General features: G+C 70.6%; 18 protein-coding genes and 1 other RNA gene. 3 read left to right on the top strand and 16 right to left on the bottom strand.

The genetic code is table 11. The features are described 5' to 3' along the window. Positions 1 to 211 precede the first annotated feature (211 nt). The gene (locus tag MWN52_RS14670; protein WP_286575211.1) at positions 212 to 667 is read right to left on the bottom strand and encodes a DUF192 domain-containing protein; all 456 of its coding nucleotides are present in this window, start codon (positions 665 to 667) and stop codon (positions 212 to 214) included. Between the two features lie 81 nt (positions 668 to 748). Beyond that, positions 749 to 1,243: a hypothetical protein gene (locus tag MWN52_RS14665; RefSeq protein ID WP_286575210.1), complete on the bottom strand. Its 495-nt coding sequence runs from the start codon at positions 1,241 to 1,243 to the stop codon at positions 749 to 751. A gap of 155 nt (positions 1,244 to 1,398) precedes the next feature. Here MWN52_RS14665 and MWN52_RS14660 point away from each other — a divergent pair, with 155 nt between their 5' ends. Beyond that, complete coding sequence (locus tag MWN52_RS14660) at positions 1,399 to 1,824, top strand: helix-turn-helix domain-containing protein (RefSeq protein ID WP_286575209.1); 426 nt, start codon at positions 1,399 to 1,401, stop codon at positions 1,822 to 1,824. 141 nt (positions 1,825 to 1,965) lie between these two features. Here the strand turns inward: MWN52_RS14660 and rpiA are convergent, their stop codons facing one another. From rpiA to MWN52_RS14625, 7 genes are all read right to left on the bottom strand, one after another. Beyond that, complete coding sequence (gene rpiA, locus MWN52_RS14655) at positions 1,966 to 2,613, bottom strand: ribose-5-phosphate isomerase RpiA (protein ID WP_130517063.1); 648 nt, start codon at positions 2,611 to 2,613, stop codon at positions 1,966 to 1,968. A gap of 99 nt (positions 2,614 to 2,712) precedes the next feature. Then, positions 2,713 to 3,186, bottom strand: coding sequence for an EVE domain-containing protein (locus MWN52_RS14650; RefSeq protein ID WP_286575207.1), 474 nt, complete (start codon positions 3,184 to 3,186; stop codon positions 2,713 to 2,715). Then, on the bottom strand, positions 3,183 to 3,770 hold the full coding sequence (locus MWN52_RS14645) for a 5-formyltetrahydrofolate cyclo-ligase (RefSeq protein WP_286575206.1): 588 nt from the start codon (positions 3,768 to 3,770) through the stop codon (positions 3,183 to 3,185). The genes MWN52_RS14650 and MWN52_RS14645 overlap by 4 nt, the downstream gene beginning before the upstream one ends. A gap of 54 nt (positions 3,771 to 3,824) precedes the next feature. Then, positions 3,825 to 4,009, bottom strand: a non-coding RNA gene (gene ssrS / locus MWN52_RS14640) — 6S RNA. A gap of 469 nt (positions 4,010 to 4,478) precedes the next feature. After that, entirely contained in the window at positions 4,479 to 4,775 is a 297-nt protein-coding gene (locus MWN52_RS14635) for a cell division protein ZapA (protein WP_130517069.1), read from the bottom strand. Continuing rightward, positions 4,772 to 4,993, bottom strand: coding sequence for a TIGR02449 family protein (locus MWN52_RS14630; RefSeq protein ID WP_130517071.1), 222 nt, complete (start codon positions 4,991 to 4,993; stop codon positions 4,772 to 4,774). Before MWN52_RS14630 ends, MWN52_RS14635 begins: the two co-directional genes overlap by 4 nt. Positions 4,994 to 5,061: 68 nt before the next feature. Beyond that, positions 5,062 to 7,248, bottom strand: coding sequence for a putative bifunctional diguanylate cyclase/phosphodiesterase (locus tag MWN52_RS14625; RefSeq protein WP_286575205.1), 2,187 nt, complete (start codon positions 7,246 to 7,248; stop codon positions 5,062 to 5,064). Positions 7,249 to 7,464: 216 nt separating this feature from the next. Between MWN52_RS14625 and MWN52_RS14620 the strand changes: the two genes are divergently transcribed. Further along, on the top strand, positions 7,465 to 8,004 hold the full coding sequence (locus tag MWN52_RS14620; protein ID WP_130517074.1) for a UPF0149 family protein: 540 nt from the start codon (positions 7,465 to 7,467) through the stop codon (positions 8,002 to 8,004). Beyond that, the gene (locus tag MWN52_RS14615; protein WP_286575204.1) at positions 8,004 to 9,332 is read left to right on the top strand and encodes an aminopeptidase P N-terminal domain-containing protein; all 1,329 of its coding nucleotides are present in this window, start codon (positions 8,004 to 8,006) and stop codon (positions 9,330 to 9,332) included. The genes MWN52_RS14620 and MWN52_RS14615 overlap by 1 nt, the downstream gene beginning before the upstream one ends. A 643-nt stretch (positions 9,333 to 9,975) precedes the next feature. Here the strand turns inward: MWN52_RS14615 and pepQ are convergent. The 7 genes from pepQ to rph all read right to left on the bottom strand — a co-directional run bounded on the left by pepQ (position 9,976) and on the right by rph (position 17,854). Continuing rightward, the gene (pepQ, locus tag MWN52_RS14610) at positions 9,976 to 11,301 is read right to left on the bottom strand and encodes a Xaa-Pro dipeptidase (protein WP_286575203.1); all 1,326 of its coding nucleotides are present in this window, start codon (positions 11,299 to 11,301) and stop codon (positions 9,976 to 9,978) included. Positions 11,302 to 11,825: 524 nt separating this feature from the next. After that, positions 11,826 to 12,164, bottom strand: a complete 339-nt coding sequence (locus MWN52_RS14605) for a PilZ domain-containing protein (RefSeq protein ID WP_130517082.1) — start codon at positions 12,162 to 12,164, stop codon at positions 11,826 to 11,828. Then, positions 12,161 to 14,479, bottom strand: a complete 2,319-nt coding sequence (locus MWN52_RS14600) for a DUF1631 domain-containing protein (RefSeq protein WP_286575202.1) — start codon at positions 14,477 to 14,479, stop codon at positions 12,161 to 12,163. The genes MWN52_RS14605 and MWN52_RS14600 overlap by 4 nt, the downstream gene beginning before the upstream one ends. A gap of 392 nt (positions 14,480 to 14,871) precedes the next feature. Next, positions 14,872 to 16,029: a radical SAM family heme chaperone HemW gene (gene hemW / locus MWN52_RS14595; RefSeq protein ID WP_286577755.1), complete on the bottom strand. Its 1,158-nt coding sequence runs from the start codon at positions 16,027 to 16,029 to the stop codon at positions 14,872 to 14,874. 117 nt (positions 16,030 to 16,146) lie between these two features. Further along, the gene (rdgB, locus tag MWN52_RS14590) at positions 16,147 to 16,743 is read right to left on the bottom strand and encodes an RdgB/HAM1 family non-canonical purine NTP pyrophosphatase (RefSeq protein WP_286577754.1); all 597 of its coding nucleotides are present in this window, start codon (positions 16,741 to 16,743) and stop codon (positions 16,147 to 16,149) included. Beyond that, positions 16,743 to 17,129 (bottom strand): VOC family protein, encoded by a 387-nt coding sequence (locus MWN52_RS14585; RefSeq protein ID WP_286575201.1) that lies wholly within the window; start codon positions 17,127 to 17,129, stop codon positions 16,743 to 16,745. The genes rdgB and MWN52_RS14585 overlap by 1 nt, the downstream gene beginning before the upstream one ends. Next, positions 17,126 to 17,854 carry a ribonuclease PH gene (gene rph, locus MWN52_RS14580; RefSeq protein ID WP_130517090.1) on the bottom strand — a complete coding sequence of 243 codons (729 nt, stop codon included), beginning with the start codon at positions 17,852 to 17,854 and terminating at the stop codon, positions 17,126 to 17,128. The genes MWN52_RS14585 and rph overlap by 4 nt, the downstream gene beginning before the upstream one ends. Positions 17,855 to 17,898 lie beyond the last annotated feature (44 nt).

The raw sequence follows: 17,898 nt of genomic DNA, 5'->3' as shown, positions 1-17,898 counted from the left end.
CAAGCCCGTCCGCGCTAGGGCCTGCCATCAGTTCCCGTGCAGGTCGCGCCGCGTAAGGGCGGCCCTTCGGGTTGGCGCTGCAAGGCCGCCATCTTCGCGCCGCGCGGCTTGGCCTGACGGCCAGTCAAGCCTGCGCCGCGCGACGCAAACCTGACGGCCTTGCAGCGCCAACGCGACCTACCCGGGAACCGATGACAGCCCTGGTTGTCGCCTAGTTGGGCTGGGCTTTCAGCTCGACCTTTGGGTCCACTTTCAGCGTATCGCCGTCCTTGACGCCGAGCTTGGCGGCCTGGCCCGCGTTGAGCTCCAGCACGTACAGCGCCGGGGCCTTGCTGGGGTAGGACGGGCAGGCGTTGCCGGCGCTGCACGGCGGCACGTCGCGCTGCTGGCCGACCAGCTTGAGGTCGTGGTCGAAATAGAGGATGTCCAGCGGGATGTGGGTGTTCTTCATCCAGTACGACAGCGGCTGCTCGTCTTCGTGGATGAACAGCATGCCGTGGTCGGCGGGCAGCTCGTCGCGGAACATCAGCCCGCGCTGGCGCTCGCCTTCCTGATCGGCGATCTCGACCTGGTAGCGCTGTCCGGCCAGCTCCACCCAGGGCGTGCGCGCGCAGCCGGTGGTGCAGATCAGCAGGAGCGCAGTGAGCAGGACGAGGCGAAGAGACATGCGGACAGCCGTGGCGCGTTCGGGAGCGCGCACCTTCGTGCAAGGCCCGGGGCAGGTCAAGTGCGCCGCGGCCGGCGGCCGTCACCGCGCGTCCGGTCGCTCCGCGTCGTAGGCCTGGGCGATGCCGGCGTACTGGCCGCGCGCACGGCGCGCCAGCGCATCGACGAGGGACGGATCGGGCTGGCCGAACAGCTGGCCGGCCAGCGCGGCGGCCGCGGCCTCCAGGCCGAGCGGATCGTCCGGCGTCCCGGCGCGCGCAGCGGCGTCGTACTGGCCGAAGCGCTGCTCCAGCAGCGCGGCCAGCCCCGCATGCGCCGCGTCCCGGGTGACCCCGGTGGCCTCGGCCTGCTTGGACAGCAGCCACCACGGCGGCCGCGGCGTGGCCTGGCGCGCGGGCGGCGCGCCGTCCAGCACCCGCAGCAGCGCGAACTGCGCCAGCCAGACGCGGAACACGAACAGCTCCAGCAGGCAGGCCGGCGGATCGCCGTGCCGTTCCAGCACCTGCGCATAGGCCAGGCGGTAGTCGATCCAGCGATAGGAGGCTTCGACGGCGGCGTAGGGCGAGCTGTGGTGCATGCGACATCCTGTCGGTGCGGTTCCGCGCGCATCGGGGCCTGGGTGCAGCGCAGGCCCGTGCCGGGCGGGGAGTCTGGCTTGTCTAAAGCTTAACTTTACTTTATTTGAAAGTCAGATGCGCAAGTTGCAGACTCCGGCCTCGCTACCGTCGTGGCATGGATATCGCGCGCAGACGGCAGGGCTTCGCCAGCCGTTTCAACAAGGCCCTGGAGACCTCGGGTCGTTCGGGGCTCAGCGACGGCGAGCTGCTCAAGCTGTTCGGCCGTCACGGCATAGCGGTGACCACCCAGACCGTCTCCAACTGGCGCAACGGCAAGCACATGCCCCGGCTGGAGCAGATCGAGGGCCTGGCCGAGGCGCTGAACATGGAGGCCGCCGAGCTGGCCTTCGGCGGCAAGGGCGGCAAGCTGCGCGTGCAGGAGCCGCGTGCGGCCTGGCACGTGGACAGCCCGGAGGAGCGCACCCTGGTCGAGGGCCTGGCGCTGCTGGAGCCGGAGGAGAAGGCGCTGGTGCAGGAACTGGTGCGCGTGCTGGGCCAGCGCCACGCCGCCAAGCGCCGCGGCCGCCGCAAGCGCGTCTGACGCAGCCTGGGGGAGCCACTGGCGCTTCCGATCAATCCGCGCCCCCTTGTAGAGCGGAGCTCGCTCCGCTGCGCTTCGTCCGGTTCGTCGGGAAAGCGCCAGCGGAGCAAGCTCCGCTCTACACAGGGGATCGGCCTGGCTTTACAGCACCTGCGGCGGTTCGCCGCCGACGATGACCACATCGGCGCGGCGGCGCGCGAACAGGCCGACGCTGACCACGCCCGGGATCTGGTTGAGCGCAGTCTCCATCGCCACAGGGTCGGTGATCGACAGGTTGTGCACGTCCAGCACCACATTGCCGTTGTCGGTGACCACGCCGTCGCGCCAGACCGGCTGGCCGCCGGTCAAGGCCAGGATCTCGCGCGCCACCAGGCTGCGCGCCATCGGGATCACTTCCACCGGCAGCGGGAAGCGGCCCAGCACCGGCACCTGCTTGGACGGGTCGACGATGCACACGAAGCGCGCGCTGGCCTGGGCGATGATCTTCTCGCGCGTCAGCGCCGCGCCGCCGCCCTTGATCAGGCACTTGTGCGGGTCGCACTCGTCGGCGCCGTCCACGTACAGCGACAGCGTGCCGGTGTGGTTGAGGTCCAGCACCTCGATGCCGTGCGCCTTCAGCCGCGCGGTGCTCTGCTCGGAGCTGGACACCGCGCCCTTGATGCGCGACGGGTCGCGGCCGAGCGCGTCGATGAAGTAGGCCACGGTCGAGCCGGTGCCGACACCGACGATCATGCCGTCTTCGAGGTAATCCATGGCTTTTTCGGCGGCCAGGCGCTTGGCTTCGGTCATGAGGGCAGATGGGGAGTGGAGCGGAGTGAGGAGTGAGCAAAGGCAGGAGCCGAGGCGATGGGGGAGGCGAGCTTTCGCTCATGCCTCACTTCCCTGCGCTCACTCCTGCTCCAAGGACAGCAGCAGCTTCCACTGCGCCGCCGTCACCGGCAGCACCGACAGGCGCGTGCCCTTGCGGATCAGGGCGAAGTCCTCGCCCAGCGCATCGGCGTGTTCGCGGATCTGCGCCAGGCTGACGCCGTGCTTGAGATGGCGCACGTACTTGACGTCCACCAGCTCCCAGCGCGGCTGCGCCGGATCGGACTTGGGGTCGTAGTACTTGGACTTCCTGTCGAACTGGCTCGGGTCAGGATAGGCCGGGGTCGCCACCTCGGCCACGCCGTAGATGCCCGGCACCTCGGCGTTGGAGTGGTAGAACAGCACGCCATCGCCGACCTGCATGGCCTTCATGAAGTTGCGCGCCTGGTAGTTGCGCACGCCGGTCCACGGCTCGGTGCCCACGCGCTGAAGGTCATCGATGGAGAAGTCGTCCGGCTCGGACTTCATCAGCCAGTAGCGGCGGCGGGCGGTCATCGCGGTTCCAGGATCAGCGTGGAGGATTCGGTGCAGATCGCGTCGGGACGCACGTCCCAGGCGCGCGGCGGCGGCAGGGACGTGCGCTGGGTCTCGAAGCCCACGCCCACCAGCCACGGCGGCGGCGCGCTCGCGGTGCGCATGGCGAAGCTGCGGTCGTACCAGCCCCCGCCCATGCCCAGCCGGTGGCCGCTGGCGTCGAAGCCCACCAGCGGCATCACCACCAGCGCCATCTGTTCGGGTTCCAGCGCCGAGGACGGCGCCACGTCGGGTTCGGGAATGCCGAAGCGGTTGGTCACCAGGCCATCGCCCGCGCGCCACGGCGCGAAGCGCAGCTCCTCGCCATGCAGTACCGGCAGGCAGTAGATCAGGCCGGCGGGCAGCTTGAGCTGGAATGCGTGCAGGCCGATCTCGCCATCGGTGGCCCAGTAGCCGGCGACATAGCCGCGCTCGGGCAGGAACGGCAGCGCCAGCAGCCGCGCGGCCAGGGCCTCGGCGCCGGCGATGCGCGTGGCGGCGGGCAAGGCGCGGCGGCGTTCGCGCAGGCGCGCGCGCAGGGCGGGCAGGGCGTCGCTATCGCTCATGAAAAAAAGAATGCCGCGTCCTGGTGCAGGGCGCGGCATTCTAGAAGATTGAAGACATCCTCCGCCAATGGCGATGCGGCGAAACGACCTTGAACCCGGGGTTCAAGTGGGACAGCTTGGGGGCCATCGGGCTTCCCGCTACAAGGCGGACTTGCGCTCCCGGCTTCCGTTGCTGCCCCGCGGTCGTCATTAAGGGACAAGGCGAATGTTTTGCACGCTGTCGATCACAGCAGAGGATGCGTGGCCAGTATAGCGATGCGTCGAGGTTTGCCTAGGCCGTTCGTCGGCGCGGTTCAGTGCGCGGTGGTGGAGGTGCAGCGGATGTGTGGATGAGGCATGGCTTCGCGCGCGCTGCGATGCAGAGGTGAAGGCTGATCGCGAAGGCCTCATCGCCCCGAGAGCGGCTCCCATTCCTGCGTGGGAATGACGAGGACGACAGACAGAACTGCGTCTGGCGATGGCCCACCTGTAGAGCGGAGCTTGCTCCGCTGCTCTTCGTTCCGTTCGTGGGGAAGGCCCCAGCGGAGCAAGCTCCGCTCTACAGACGGGCGGCCGCTAGCGTTGAGGAGACAGTTGCTCCCACAAGAGCGGGATGGAATGACGAGGACGACAGGCCGAACTGCGGAGGGCAGGAACTATCACTGCGTCACCGGGCTACTGACGACTTTTTGCGATAGCCGCCATGGCTTCTCCCACTTGGCACCCGCGTCAGCGCGGTTCGAGCCAGCCGTCCAGGCGGCGGTGCAGGTCGGCCAGGGTGCGCGTGAGTTCGCTGTCCTGCGCGGCCTGCTGGTCGCGCAGCTGCTGCAGTTCGTGCGCCAGGTTCAGCGCGGCCAGCACGGCGATGCGGTCGGCCGAGGCCATGCGGTGCGCGCCGCGCACCTCGCGCATGCGCGTGTCCAGCAGCTTGGCCGCGGCCATCAGGCTGCCGCGCTCGCCCGGCTCGACGCCGATGGTGTATTCGCGATCCAGGATATGGACGTTGACCGGCTCGCTGCTGCTCACGTGTGCTGCTCCAGCGAGCGCAGGCGGGTGATCATCGCCTCCACGCGCGAACGCGCCAGTTCGTTCTTGGCCAGCAGCTGCGAGCGCTCGCTGCTCAGCTGCTCCTGCTGCACGCGCAGGCTGCGGTTCTCCTCCGTCAGCCGCTGGCAGCGCTCGCCCAACTCCTGCAGGCGCGAGGCCAGGGCGCGCAGCTGTTCGATGGCATCGGGCGGATTCATGCCGGCACCTTAGGCACGGGGCCGGCGGCCGGTCAAGCTGCAAACGGGCGCGCGATGCAGGCCTGGGTTCAGGCGCTGGCGCGCAGGTCCGGATCGGGGGCGTAGTCGCGCAGGAATTCCAGGCACTGCAGGCGTTCCATCGCCCGGGCGACGTAGTGGCCCTGGACCTCGTCGCAGCCGCGCTGGCGCAGGAAGGCCAGCTGCGCTGCGGTCTCCACCCCCTCGGCCACCACCTTGAGCGAGAGCGACTGGGCCAGGGCGATGATGGCGCTGGTGATGGCCTCGTCCTCGAGGTTCTGGTCCAGGTCGCGCACGAAGGTCTGGTCGATCTTCAGCGTGGTCAGCGGCAGGCGCTTGAGATAGGCCAGCGAGGAATAGCCGGTGCCGAAATCGTCGATCGCGATCGACACGCCCAGCGCGCGGCAGGCCTCCAGCACGCTGCTGCTCTGCTCGGGGTTGGCCATCAGCACGCTTTCGGTCAGTTCCAGCTCCAGCCGCGAGGGGTTGACGCCTGCCTCGGCCAGCACGCGGGCGACCACGTCGGCCAGGTCGCCGCGCTGCAGCTGCAGGGCCGAGACGTTGACCGCCACGCTCAGATGGGTCAGGCCGGCCTCGTGCCAGGCGCGCAGGGTCTGGCAGGCCTGGCGCAGGGTCCAGATGCCGATCTCCACGATCAGGCCGCTCTCCTCGGCCAGCGGGATGAACAGGCTGGGCGAGATCTCGCCCAGTTCGCGGCTTTCCCAGCGCAGCAGCGCCTCGGTGCCGGTAATGCGCTCGCGATGCAGCGACAGGCGCGGCTGGTAGACCACGCGCAGCTCGTCGCGCTCCAGCGCCCGGCGCAGCGCGCTGGACAGGATGGCGCGGTGGCGGGTCTTCTCGTCCATCACCTCCGAATACACCGCCCAGGTGTGGCGGCCGGCGGCCTTGGCCTGGTACATGGCCGTGTCGGCGTGCTTGAGCAGCTCGGTCGGCACCTGGGCGTGCTCGGGGTAGAGGCTGATGCCGATCGAGGGCGAGACCGCCAGCTCCAGCCGGTCGCCGAAGGACAGCGGCTGGGTGAAGGCCTGGATGATGCGCTCGGCCACGCGCTCGGCATCGACCGGCGCGGCGATGCCTTCCAGCACCACGGTGAACTCATCGCCGCTGAGCCGGGCCACGGTGTGCTGGGCGCCGACGGTCTGCTGCACGCGCGCGGCGGCCGCGCGCAGGATGCGATCGCCGGTGGCGTGGCCCAGCGAGTCGTTGATGTCCTTGAAGCGGTCCAGGTCGATGAAGAGCACCGCCACGCGGCCCTTCTCGCGGCGCGCGCGCACCACCGCGCGCGAGAGCCGCTCGGACAGCAGCGAGCGGTTGGGCAGACTGGTCAGGGTGTCGTAGTTGGCCAGGTAGCGCAGCTCCTGCTCGGCGCGCTTCTGCTCGGTGATGTCGCCCAGCACCAGCACCACCATCGGCCGCTGCCCGCTGCCGTCGGGCACCACGTTGGTCTCGATGCGGCACAGGATCTCCTCGCCGTCCTTGCGCACCTTCCAGGCCTCGCCGGACCAGCGGCCCTCGCGCGCCAGCTGCTGGCTCATGCGCGAGGCGCTGTCGCCCAGCTTCTGCCGGCTGTCCAGTAGCGACAGCGGCTGGCCGGCCACTTCGGCGCCGTCGTAGCCGGTCATGCGGCTGAAGGACGGGTTGACGGTGATGAAGCGGTAGTCGGCATCGAGCACGGCCACCGCCTCGCTCATGCTGCGCATCACTTCGCTGGCCACGCGGTGCTCGTATTCGGCGCGGCGGCTGGCGGTGATGTCGCGCGCGGTGCCGGCCAGGCGCAGGGCGCGGCCATGGACATCGCGCTCCACCACCCGGCCGCGCGCGCGGACCCAGATCCAGTCGCCGTCGCCGCGCAGGTCCATGCGGTGTTCGGACATGAACAACGGTTCCTGCCCGCGCAGGTGGCTGCGCAGGCGCTGGGTCACCAGCGGCAGGTCGTGCGGATGCACCGCGGGCATCTCGCCGATGCGGGTGAGCATGACGATGGTGTGGCTGGCGGGAGACTGCTCGTCGGCGCGCATGCGATGCAGGCGGCGGCCGATCAGGTCGTAGTCCCAGAACACCTCGCCCGAGGCCCACAGCGCCAGCTTGAGCGGATCCTCGCTCTCCGGCGCGGTCGATACGTGCGCACGGCGGCCGGGCAGGTACGGCCGCCACAGCGCGCGCGTGCCGACCGCGATCACGCCCAGCAGCACCAGCGCCGCCAGCGCCATCCACATCGATGACAACGATGTCGAAACGGCGCCAGCGCCAAGCAGGAAGACCAGGGAGGACGGTGGCATCACGTGGGAACGGCTCCGCCGCGGCGGCCAGGACAGGCGCTGCCCGGCAGTGTAGGCGTGAGCGCCGTCACACAACAAGCGGCGCTGCGGCCTTTCGATTTACACTTGTTCGATGCATCCGTTTTTCAAGTCAGACCGTGCGCAGGTGACCCCATGAGCCTGCCCACCCCCGAGGACGTCGACCAGGCCGCGCGCGCGCTGGCCCTCGGCGCCAGCCCTTACGAACTCCACGGCGCGCTGTGCGGCTGGCTGGCTGGCGGCGGCGCCAATGCGCAGGACTGGCCGGCCCGCGTGCTGGCCGACCCGGCGCTGCCGACGCCGCCGGCCGACAGCGCGCTGGACACGCTGCGCACCACCACCGCCACCCAGCTGGAGGACCGCGGCTTCGGCTTCGACCTGCTGCTGCCCGATCCGGCCGCCGGCCTGGAGGAACGCGCGCAGGCGCTGTTCGACTGGTGCCGGGCGTTCCTGGGCGGCTTCGGCCTGGCCGCGGTCGGCGATGCGCCGCTGTCCGACGACGGCGCCGAGGCGCTGGCCGACCTGGGCAAGCTGGCCCAGGCCAGCCCCGAACTGGGCGAGGGCGAAGAGGACGAGGACGCGCTGGCCGAGATCGAGGAATTCGTGCGCGTGGCCGTGCTGCTGCTGCACGGCGACTGCGTGCTGGCGCCGCGCCATCGCAAAAGCCTGAACTGATGCGCGCGGCCACCGGCATCGGCGCGGCCGAATTCGCGCGCCGGCGCAAGGCCCTGATGCGCATGGCCGGCGAGGACGCCATCCTGGTGCTGCCGGCCGCGCCCGAGCGCGTGCGCAGCCACGATACGCACTATCCGTACCGGCAGGATTCGGACTTCTGGTATCTCACCGGCTATCCCGAGCCCGGGGCGGTGCTGGTGCTGATCCCCGGCCGCCGCCACGGCGAGGTGATCCTGTTCAACCGCGACCGCGACCCGGCGCGCGAGGTCTACGACGGCCCGCGCATCGGCCAGCAGGGCGCGGTGGACGGTTATGGCATGGACGATGCCTATCCGATCGAGGACATGGACGAGATCCTGCCGGGCATGCTGGAAGGCCGCTCGCGGGTGTACTACCACTTCGGCCGCGACACCGAGTTCGACCTCAAGCTGATCGGCTGGGTCAACCAGGTGCGCGCCCAGGCGCGCGGCGGCGCGCAGCCGCCGCACGAGTTCCTCGAGCTGGGCCATCTGCTGCACGAGCAGCGGCTGTTCAAGTCCGCCGACGAACTCAAGCTGATGCAGCGCGCCGCCGAGATCAGCATCGACGCGCACCTGGCCGCGATGCGCGGCGCCCATGCCGGCGTGCGCGAGTACCAACTGCAGGCGGTGATCGAATGCGTGTTCCGCGCCAGCGATGCCTGGCCGGCCTACGGCAGCATCGTCGGCGCCGGCGCCAATGCCTGCATCCTGCATTACGTGGCCAACAACGCGCAGGCCAGGGCGGGCGAGCTGGTGCTGATCGACGCCGGTGCCGAATACCGCAACTACGCCGCCGACATCACCCGCACCTTTCCGGTGGATGGGCGCTTCAGCAAACCGCAGCGCCAGCTGCACGACCTGGTCGGCGCCGCGCAGGCCGCCGCGCTGGCGCAGGCGCGCCCGGGCGTGCCCTACGAGGCCGGCCACGAGGCGGCGGTGGAAGTGCTGACCGAGGGGCTGCTGCAGCTGGGCCTGCTCAAGGGCAAGCTGGAGACGTGCATCGCCGAGGGCAGCTACAAGCGTTTCTACCGGCACAAGACCGGCCACTGGCTGGGCCTGGACGTGCACGACGTGGGCGACTACCGCCTGCAGGGCGAGTCGCGCCTGCTCGAGCCGGGCATGGTGTTCACCATCGAGCCGGGCCTGTACATCTCGCCCGACGACACCAGCGTGGAGGCCAAGTGGCGCGGCATCGGCATCCGCACCGAGGACAACGTGGCCATCACCGCCGACGGCCACCGCGTGCTCACCGCCGCGCTGGCGCGCAGCGCCGACGAGATCGAAGCGGTGATGGCCAGCGGCGGTTGAGATGCGGGGAAGCCACTGTCTCCTCAAATCCCGCAGCCGCACATCTGTAGAGCGGAGCTTGCTCCGCTGGGGCCTTTCCCACGAACCGAACGAAGAGCAGCGGAGTCCCCAAGAGGGGATTGCCACAAGCTCCGCGTTACAGGTGGAATCCGCCACGGCGGCGAGGGGCGCTCCACGTAAAGCCTCATGCCGCGCTGGCGCGCAGCGCCGATGAGGTTGAAGCGGCTCAAATCCCGCAGCGGCCCATCTGTAGAGCGGAGCTTGCTCCGCTGGGGCCTTTCTCACGAACCGAACGAAGAGCAGCGGAGTCCCCAAGAGGGGATTGCCACAAGCTCCGCTCTACAGGTGGGAGCCGCCACGGCGGCGAGGGGCTCTCCAGGTAAAGCCTCATTGCCGCGCTGGCGCGCAGCGCCGATGAGGTTGAAGCGGTGATGGCCAGCGGCGGTTGAGATTCGGGCAAGCCACTGTCTCCTCAAATCTCGCAGCCGCCTATCTGTAGAGCGGAGCTTGCTCCGCTGGGGCCTTTCTCATGAACTGAACGAAGAGCAGCGGAGCAAGCTCCGCTCTACACATGGGAGCCGCCATGGCGGCGAGGGGCTCTACCGGGAATGCTCCATCGCCGCCGTGGCGGCACCCACCCACATCAGTGCTCCGCAAATGCCGGGCGGGTGAGGTTGTCGGCGCCGGTCTCGGTGCACAGCACCTCGTCCTCGATGCGGATGCCGCCGTAGGGCTTGAACTGCGCCACGCGGTCCCAGTCGATCGCCTCGCCGTGGCCGGCGGCCCTGGCGTCGTCCAGCAGCATGTCGATGAAGTACAGGCCCGGCTCGATGGTCACCACCATGCCCGGCTCCAGCACGCGGGTCAGGCGCAGGTAAGGGTGACCTTCGGGACGCTCGATGCGCCCGCCGCGATCGGAGGCCGCGAAGCCGGCCACATCGTGCACCTGCAAACCGATCCCGTGGCCCAGGCCATGCGGGAAGAAGGTCGCCGACAGCCCGCTGGCAACCGCCGCCTCGGGCGAGACGGTGATGACGCCGAAGTCCTTGAGGATGCCCATCAGCGCCAGGTGCGCGTCCAGGTGCAGCTGCTTGTAGTCCACGCCCGGCGCCACGGCCTGGCCCATGCGGATCTGGGCCGCGTCCAGCGCCTGGATCATGGCGTAGAACTCGCTGCCGGAGTCGGCCGCGTAGGTACGGGTGATGTCGCTGGCGTAGCCGGCGGCGCTGGCGCCGGCGTCGATCAGGAAGCTGCGCGACTGGGTGGGCGCCACGCGCTCCAGTTCGGTGTAGTGCAGCACGGCGGCGTGTTCGTTGAGGCCGATGATGTTGCCGTAGGGCAGCTCGGTCGCGTCCTGGCCGACCGCGGCGCAATAGGCCATGTGGATGTCGAACTCGCTGGCGCCGGCGCGGAAGGCCGCCTCGGCCGCGCGATGCCCGCGCACGGCCAGCGCCTGCGCCTGGCGCATCAGCGCGATCTCGTACGGCGTCTTGTAGGCGCGGTGGTAGGCCAGGTAATCGATCACCGCCTCGGGATTGTTGGGCACGTAGGCGCCCAGCGCGCTGTGCGCCTCGCCCAGGATCGCGCAGCGCGCGATGTCCTTGGGCAGCAGCGCGGCGGCCTGGTCGGCGGTGCGGATGATGTCGATGTCGAAGTGCGCGACCCACCAGCCGCTCGGCGCGGCCGGCACCACGTGCCAGTAATCGCGCGGCTGCAGGAAGATCAGGCGCGGGCGCTGGCCGGGCGTGTACACGATCCAGCTGTCGGGCACGCGCGTCAGCGGCAGCCAGGCCTTGAACTGCGGATTGACGTAGAAGGGGTAGTTCAGATCGTCGGCATGCTGGTAGTGCAGGCGGCCGCTGGGGATGACCAGATGGTCCAGGCCGCCGCGCGCCAGCGCTTCGTCCGCGCGCGCCTTGAGCGTGTCCAGGTGGGCGGCGTAGCGCGGGGCGGGATCGGGCAGGGACATGGCGGCGGCTCGTTGCGGTGAAGAGTCGCGAAGTTTACCCGCCGCCTGGTGCGGGGCTCTTGTCGCGGTGTGTTGCACGCGGGGCGGTGCGTCCGCAGCACCTGATGGCGCTTGGCGTCGAAGCGCCTAGCCCAAAACCGTCGTTCCCGCGAAAGCGGGAACGCAAGGATGTTGCTCGAACTGGACGGAAGTCCCTGGATCCCCGCGTTCGCGGGGATGACGGGCTTTGAGTGCATCGCGCAGAGCGGGATCGGCCTTTGGCAAGTCGGTGGGCTCCAGGCTCGTGCCGCACTAGCAACAAGACCTCTCTACCGTCATTCCCGCGAAAGCGGGAATCCAGGGACGTTGCTCGAACTGGACGGAAGTCTCTGGATCCCCGCGTCCGCGGGGATGACGTGCTTTCGCGGGAATCCATGGACGTTCGCGAGCGGAACCAAAGTCCATGGGTTCCCGCTTTCGCGGGAACGACGATGAAGGGGCGTAGCGCTGCCGATCCAACGGCCGCGCGTCGGCGTGCGGTCGCGCTAGCGTTCGATCCAGTCGCGCAGCGCGGACAGGTGCTCGGCCGAGACGGTGAGGAAGCGCAGGCCGGCCAGCGACTGGCCGGGCGTGTGCGCCGCGCCGGTCCACAGCAGGTGCGCGCCGACGTCGATATCGGTCTCCCGGCCGGTGGAGCCGACCGGCAGCGAGAACTGCAGCTGGTACAGCGCGTCCTCGCGCACCGGCGTGTCGGCCACCAGCAGCATGCCGGCCTCGGACAGGTTGCCGACGCGGCCGACCAGCTGGCCGGTCATGGTGTCGGTGACGGCGATGGCGCCGTCGGGGCTGCGGCGCTGGGCGCGGCGCGCTTCGGTGATGCTCATGCGGCCTCCATGCCGGCCAGGTCGCGCAGCTTGGCCAGGGCGGCCTGCCAGGCCCGGTCGAGCAGGCTGCCGTGCTCCTCACTGACCGGGCGCGCCTGGTCGATGGCCATCAGCCGCGCCACGCTGTCCAGCGTGTGCTCGCCGACCTTCTGCCCGCGCGCGCTGACGAACAGCGCGTGGCCGCTGGTCGGGTTGTACCAGGACAGGCGCAGCCGGCGCAGGTCGCCCTGCTGGTTCTGCACGAATTCGAACCAAGTACCGAACGGCAGCCGCCGCAGCGATTCGTAGCTGGCCTGTTCGGCCGGCGAGCGCGGCAGCGGCGCGGGCCGGCGCGGGGCGACCTGCGCGGCGGCGGCGACCTTGGCCTGCAGCTTCAGCGCCGGCTCGCCGGGCAGCTCGGGCTCGGGCGCGTTGGCCAGGCGCCGGGCGATCACCGCGGCCTCGTCGCTGTGGTAGCCGACCTTGACCAGGGCCTGCTCGATCTGCGTCGGCAGCGCGGGCTCGGGCGTGTCCTGCCCGGTCACCGCATCGGCGATGCGCGTGGTCAGCGCGCAGACTTCCTGCCATTCGTCCGAGTCATCGCCGTGGCGCAGGCGGATCAGGGTCAGCACGTCGGCCCAGGCCTGCGACAGCAGGGCCTGCACGAAGGGCGGGATTGGCCGCGCGCCCAGGGCCTGGTCGATGCTGCCGGCGGCGGCGGTCTTGGCGTTCTCCAGGCGGTCGCGCCCGCGCGCGGCCTCCACCAGCCGGCGTTCGGCCACCTCGGCCTTGCGCGCGGCCGTCTGGAAGTGGTCCTGCACGTCGCGGTGGGCCTGGGCGAACACGGCCTCGTCGCCGGTGTATTCGGTCAGCACCTTGGACACGGCCGCCTTGAGCTTGGCCAGCAGGACCGGGTCGGTGTCGTCTTCGCCCAGCCAGTTGGCGCCGGACTCGGCCACGGCATTGAGCAGTTCGCGCGCCGGATGCTGCGGGCTCAGGAAGAAGGCGCGGTCGTTCAGCGCGGCCTGCACCACCGGCACCTGCAGCTGGCCGAGCAGGTCCGAGGCCGGGCCGCGGCGGACCTCGCGGCCGATCTGTCGATACAGCAGGTCCAGCAGTTCGAAGGTGTCGGCATCCTCGCGCGCCAGCTCGGCCTGCGGGCCGTGCAGGCGGCGCAGGCCGGCCAGGACGCGCTCGCGGATGTCCTCCAGCGCCAGCGGCGTGCTCGGCACCTGGCCCTGCGCGACCTGCAGCTGCAGGGTCTGCAGCGTGCTGAGCACGTGCGCGGTGGGCAGCGACGCCTCGCTGGCCGCGCCGAAGCCGCCCGTGTGCGGTGCACCGACCGAGGGCGGGGTGGCGTTGGCGCCGCCCGCAGCCTGGCCCGGCGAGGCGGTGGGCGACGGGGGCGCGGGGTGCGAGGCGCCGGGCTTCATCCAGGCCGGCAGCAGGCCGGCGTCCTTGGCCGCCGGCGGGGGCGCGCTGGCGCGGGCGTGGCTGGCCGACAGCAGCCGCTGCAGCGAGGCGAAGCTCACCACCGGCGCGGTCGAACGCCGGGCCTGACCGGGGCGGACCCAGCCGGGCAGCTCCACCGGCGGCAGGCCGGTCCTGGATGCCGGCGGGGCCGGTGCGGGGTCGGACGCGCTGCGTGCGGTCGGCGTGCGGGCGCGCTGCGGGGCGAACACCAGCCCCGGCAGCACGCCCTGGCGGCCCAGGGTCTGGGCGATCTGTTCGAGCAGCTCGCCATAGCCGGACATCACGTGCTGCTCGAACAGGCGGTACAGCTGCAGCTGGGAGGTCAGGTCCACCTCCAGCGTGGCCGCGCCCACGCGCAGGGCCTGGCACAGCGAGTGCGGCGACAGCGGCTGGCGCGCCTCGTCCAGCGCCGGGCTGCCGGCCAGCACCCCGAAGCGCTGGGACAGCAGGTGCAGCGCCTGCTGGTGGCGATGGCTGTGGCGGCGCGCGATCTCCTCCAGGACGATGTTCTGGTCGATGACCGCGTCCTCGACCAGGGTCAACAGCGCGGGCGGTTGTTCGACGGCCTGAGGGCGCTGGGGCGGGCTGCGCAGGGCGGCCAGCTCGGCCTCCAGCCGCGCCAGCAGCGCCGGCAGGACCTTGGCGCGGTCGCGGCGCAGGTGCTGCAGGTGCGACAGGTAGCTGGTCTGCGTCTCGTTGCTGCGGGCGCGGTTGGCGCTGAGGAACAGCTCCTGCTCCAGCGCGTCCAGGCTGGATTCCACGCCCAGGAACAGCGCCTGCTGCAGCTGGGCCAGCAAGGCCTCCAGGATCCGGCGCACGCGCACGGGCAACGCGGCCGAAGCCAGCGTGTCGGTGGCGGTCAAGATCGGTGAAGCAGCCCCTGGAGCGACCATCGGGTTCCCGTGCGGTCATGCGCTTTGCGGCGGTTTTGTAACACAACGCCATCGAAGGCCGACAATGGCCGCACTGCGAGGGGTCGTGGTCTGGCCGGCGGGATACGCCGCAGCCGGTCATCGCGGCGCTGAGTTCTGCGCCTCGTGGGAGCCGCCATGGCGGCGATAGGGCTTTCCCGGGAGAGCCTCATCGCCGCCATGGCGGCTCCCACCTGTAGAGCGGAGCTTGCTCCGCTGCTCTTCGTTCGGTTGGTGGGGAAGGCCTCAGCGGAGCAAGCTCCGCTCTACAAGGAGGCCGCGGCTTGATCCGAGAGCCAGGTGCTCCCACCAGGCGACAGCGCGATGGGGACGCGCAGGTGCGCCTAGCCTTCCAGGAACAGCGCCATCACATCGTTGGCGAAGCGAAGCCCCAGCGGCGTGGGCACCACGCGCCCGTCCTCGACCCGCAGCCAGCCGTTGGCCTGCGCCTGGGCCAACGGCGTGGCCAGATGCGCGGCCGGCAGCCCGGTGCGCACCTGGAAGTCGCGCAGGGCGAAGCCTTCCTTGAGCCGCAGCAGGTTGAGCATGTATTCGAACGGGCGCCGCGCCGGGGCGATCTCGTCGTCGTCGCCGATGCCGGCCGGCGTGCCGGCGCTGGCCAGATACGTGGTCGGATGCTTGACCTTCCAGCGGCGCAGGATGCGCTGCCCCGCGCCGGAACTGATCTTGCCGTGCGCGCCGGCGCCGATGCCCAGATAGTCGCCGTAGCGCCAGTAGTTGAGGTTGTGCGCGCACTGCCGTCCGGGGCGGGCGTAGGCGCTGACCTCGTAGTGCGCATAGCCGGCGTCGGCCAGCGCCGCCTGGCAGGCCTCCTGCATGTCGTAGGCGTCGTCCTCTTCCGGGATGCCCTGCGGCGGCCGGGCGAAGAACACCGTGTTGGGCTCCAGCGTGAGCTGGTAGTGCGACACGTGCGCCGGCTGCAGGGCGAAGGCGCGCTCCAGATCGTGCAGCGCCATCGCCAGCGACTGGCCGGGCAGGGCGTACATCAGGTCCAGGTTGAGATTGTCCAGACCGGTGTCCTGGGCCAGCTTGACCGCGTGCTCGGCCTGGGCGCTGTCGTGGATGCGGCCCAGCCGCTGCAGGCAACCATCGTCGAAGCTCTGGATGCCGAAGCTCAGCCGGTTCACGCCCGCAGCGCGATAGGCGCCGAAGCGATCGTGCTCGGCCGTGCCCGGGTTGGTCTCCAGGGTCACCTCGCACTCGGGCGCGAAGCGCAGCCGGGCGCTGGCCGCCTGCAGGAAGCGGTCGATGTGCTCGGCCGGGAACAGGCTGGGCGTGCCGCCGCCGAAGAACACGCTGTGGATCGTGCGGCCCCAGACCAGCGGCAGGTCCTGGTCCAGGTCGCGGATCAGCGCGTCGATGTAGGCATCGAAGGGCAGCGCGCCGCTGCCCTGGTGCGAGTTGAAGTCGCAGTACGGGCACTTGCGCACGCACCAGGGCAGATGCACGTACAGCGACAGCGGCGGCGGGATCAGCTTCACATCCGCGGGCTGGGCCGCGTGCAGCGGATCGAACAGCCGCGCGTCATCGGGCTGCGCGTCGGCGGAATCGGCAGGGGGTGCCACGGGAAGCATCGGATGGGACCAGGCTCGCCGGTATCAGAACAGCGTGGTCAAACGCTGGCCGAGCGCTTCCAGCGCGCGGGCGCGGTGGCTCAGCCGGTTCTTCAGCGCGGTGTCCATCTCGGCCGCGGTCAGGCCGTGGTCCGGATCCAGGAACAGCGGGTTGTAGCCGAAGCCGCCGTTGCCGCGCAGCGCGCGGGTGATCTGGCCTTCCCACGCGCCCTCGGCGATCAGCGGCTGCGGATCCTCGGGATGGCGCAGCAGCACGATCACCGCGTAGAAGCGCGCGCGACGCTGGTCGTCGGGCACGTCGCGCATCGCCTCCAGCAGCTTGGCGTTGTTGGCTGCGTCGCTGGTGGGCTGGCCGGCGTAGCGCGCGCTGTACAGGCCGGGCGCGCCGCCCAGCGCATCGACGATCAGGCCCGAGTCGTCGGCCAGCGCCGGTAGCCCGGTGACCGCGGCGGCGTGGCGCGCCTTGATCAGGGCGTTCTCGACGAAGGTCAGGCCGGTCTCGGGCACGTCCTCCACGCCGAGCCGCTTCTGCGGCACCACCTCGTAGGGCAGGTGCGCCAGCATCGCGGCGAATTCGTCCAGCTTGCCGGCATTGCCGCTGGCCAGGACAAGGCGCTTGATCATTTCGGCTCCAGCAGATCCCAGGTATTGCCATACAGGTCGCGGAACACCGCGACGGTGGCGTAGGCCTCCTCGCGCGGGCGTTCCAGGAATTCCACGCCGGCCGCGGTCATGGCGGCGTGGTCGCGCCAGAAGTCGTCGGTGTGCAGGAAGAAGCCCACGCGCCCGCCGGTCTGGTCGCCGATGCGCTGGCGCTGTTGCTCGTCGCTCGCGCGGGCCAGCAGCAGGGCCGCGGCGCGCTGGTCGCTCGGGCCGACCACCACCCAGCGCTTGTGGCCCTGGTCGAGGTCTTCGAGCAGGGCGAAGCCCAGCTTGCCGGTGTACCAGGCGATCGCCTCGTCGTAGTCGGCCACCACCAGCGTGGTCAGGGCGATGCGTCGGGTCACGGCTGGGCGAGCGCGTCGCGCTGGGCCTGCACCAGCTGGGCGATGCCGGCCTGGGCCAGGCCGAGCAGCGCATCCATCTCCTCGCGGCGGAAGGCATGGCCCTCGGCCGTGCCCTGCACCTCGATGAAGCCGCCGCCGTCGTTCATCACCACGTTCATGTCGGTGTCGCAGTCGCTGTCCTCGGCATAGTCCAGGTCCAGCACCGGCACGCCCTTGTAGATGCCCACCGACACCGCGGCGATCGCGCCGAAGATCGGGTCGCGCTTGATCTCGCGCCGCGCCTTCAACCCGTTGATCGCATCGACCAGGGCCACGTAGGCGCCGGTGATGGCCGCCGTGCGCGTGCCGCCATCGGCCTGCAGCACGTCGCAGTCCAGGGTGATGGTGCGTTCGCCCAGCGCGCCGCGGTCCACGCAGGCGCGCAGCGCACGGCCGATCAGGCGCTGGATCTCCAGCGTGCGCCCGCCCTGCTTGCCGCGCGCGGCCTCGCGGTCCGAGCGGGTATGCGTGGAGCGCGGCAGCATGCCGTATTCGGCCGTCACCCAGCCCTCGCCCTTGCCGCGCAGGAAGGCCGGCACCTTGTTGTCCACCGAGGCGGTGCACAGCACGCGCGTGTCGCCGAAGGACACCAGCACCGAGCCCTCGGCATGGCGGGTGAAACCGCGCTGGATGGACACGGGGCGGAGCTGGTCGGCGGTGCGACCACTGGGGCGGGAAAACGTCATGCGTGGGATGCCTGCTTGAGGAGGGGCGGCGATCTAGAGACCGG

Source organism: Pseudoxanthomonas winnipegensis (genome assembly GCF_030322905.1).
In the GTDB taxonomy this organism is placed as follows: Bacteria; Pseudomonadota; Gammaproteobacteria; order Xanthomonadales; family Xanthomonadaceae; genus Pseudoxanthomonas_A; species Pseudoxanthomonas_A winnipegensis.
This window is presented reverse-complemented; position numbering and strand designations above follow the sequence as displayed.

Bases quoted from the DNA above. Each gene is read 5' to 3' on its own strand.
- MWN52_RS14670 (WP_286575211.1), bottom strand. From the start codon at position 667: ATGTCTCTTCGCCTCGTCCTGCTCACTGCGCTCCTGCTGATCTGCACC.
- MWN52_RS14665 (WP_286575210.1), bottom strand. From the start codon at position 1,243: ATGCACCACAGCTCGCCCTACGCCGCCGTCGAAGCCTCCTATCGCTGG.
- MWN52_RS14660 (WP_286575209.1), top strand. From the start codon at position 1,399: ATGGATATCGCGCGCAGACGGCAGGGCTTCGCCAGCCGTTTCAACAAG.
- rpiA (WP_130517063.1), bottom strand. From the start codon at position 2,613: ATGACCGAAGCCAAGCGCCTGGCCGCCGAAAAAGCCATGGATTACCTC.
- MWN52_RS14650 (WP_286575207.1), bottom strand. From the start codon at position 3,186: ATGACCGCCCGCCGCCGCTACTGGCTGATGAAGTCCGAGCCGGACGAC.
- MWN52_RS14645 (WP_286575206.1), bottom strand. From the start codon at position 3,770: ATGAGCGATAGCGACGCCCTGCCCGCCCTGCGCGCGCGCCTGCGCGAA.
- MWN52_RS14630 (WP_130517071.1), bottom strand. From the start codon at position 4,993: ATGAATCCGCCCGATGCCATCGAACAGCTGCGCGCCCTGGCCTCGCGC.
- MWN52_RS14625 (WP_286575205.1), bottom strand. From the start codon at position 7,248: ATGTGGATGGCGCTGGCGGCGCTGGTGCTGCTGGGCGTGATCGCGGTC.
- MWN52_RS14620 (WP_130517074.1), top strand. From the start codon at position 7,465: ATGAGCCTGCCCACCCCCGAGGACGTCGACCAGGCCGCGCGCGCGCTG.
- MWN52_RS14615 (WP_286575204.1), top strand. From the start codon at position 8,004: ATGCGCGCGGCCACCGGCATCGGCGCGGCCGAATTCGCGCGCCGGCGC.
- pepQ (WP_286575203.1), bottom strand. From the start codon at position 11,301: ATGTCCCTGCCCGATCCCGCCCCGCGCTACGCCGCCCACCTGGACACG.
- MWN52_RS14605 (WP_130517082.1), bottom strand. From the start codon at position 12,164: ATGAGCATCACCGAAGCGCGCCGCGCCCAGCGCCGCAGCCCCGACGGC.
- rph (WP_130517090.1), bottom strand. From the start codon at position 17,854: ATGACGTTTTCCCGCCCCAGTGGTCGCACCGCCGACCAGCTCCGCCCC.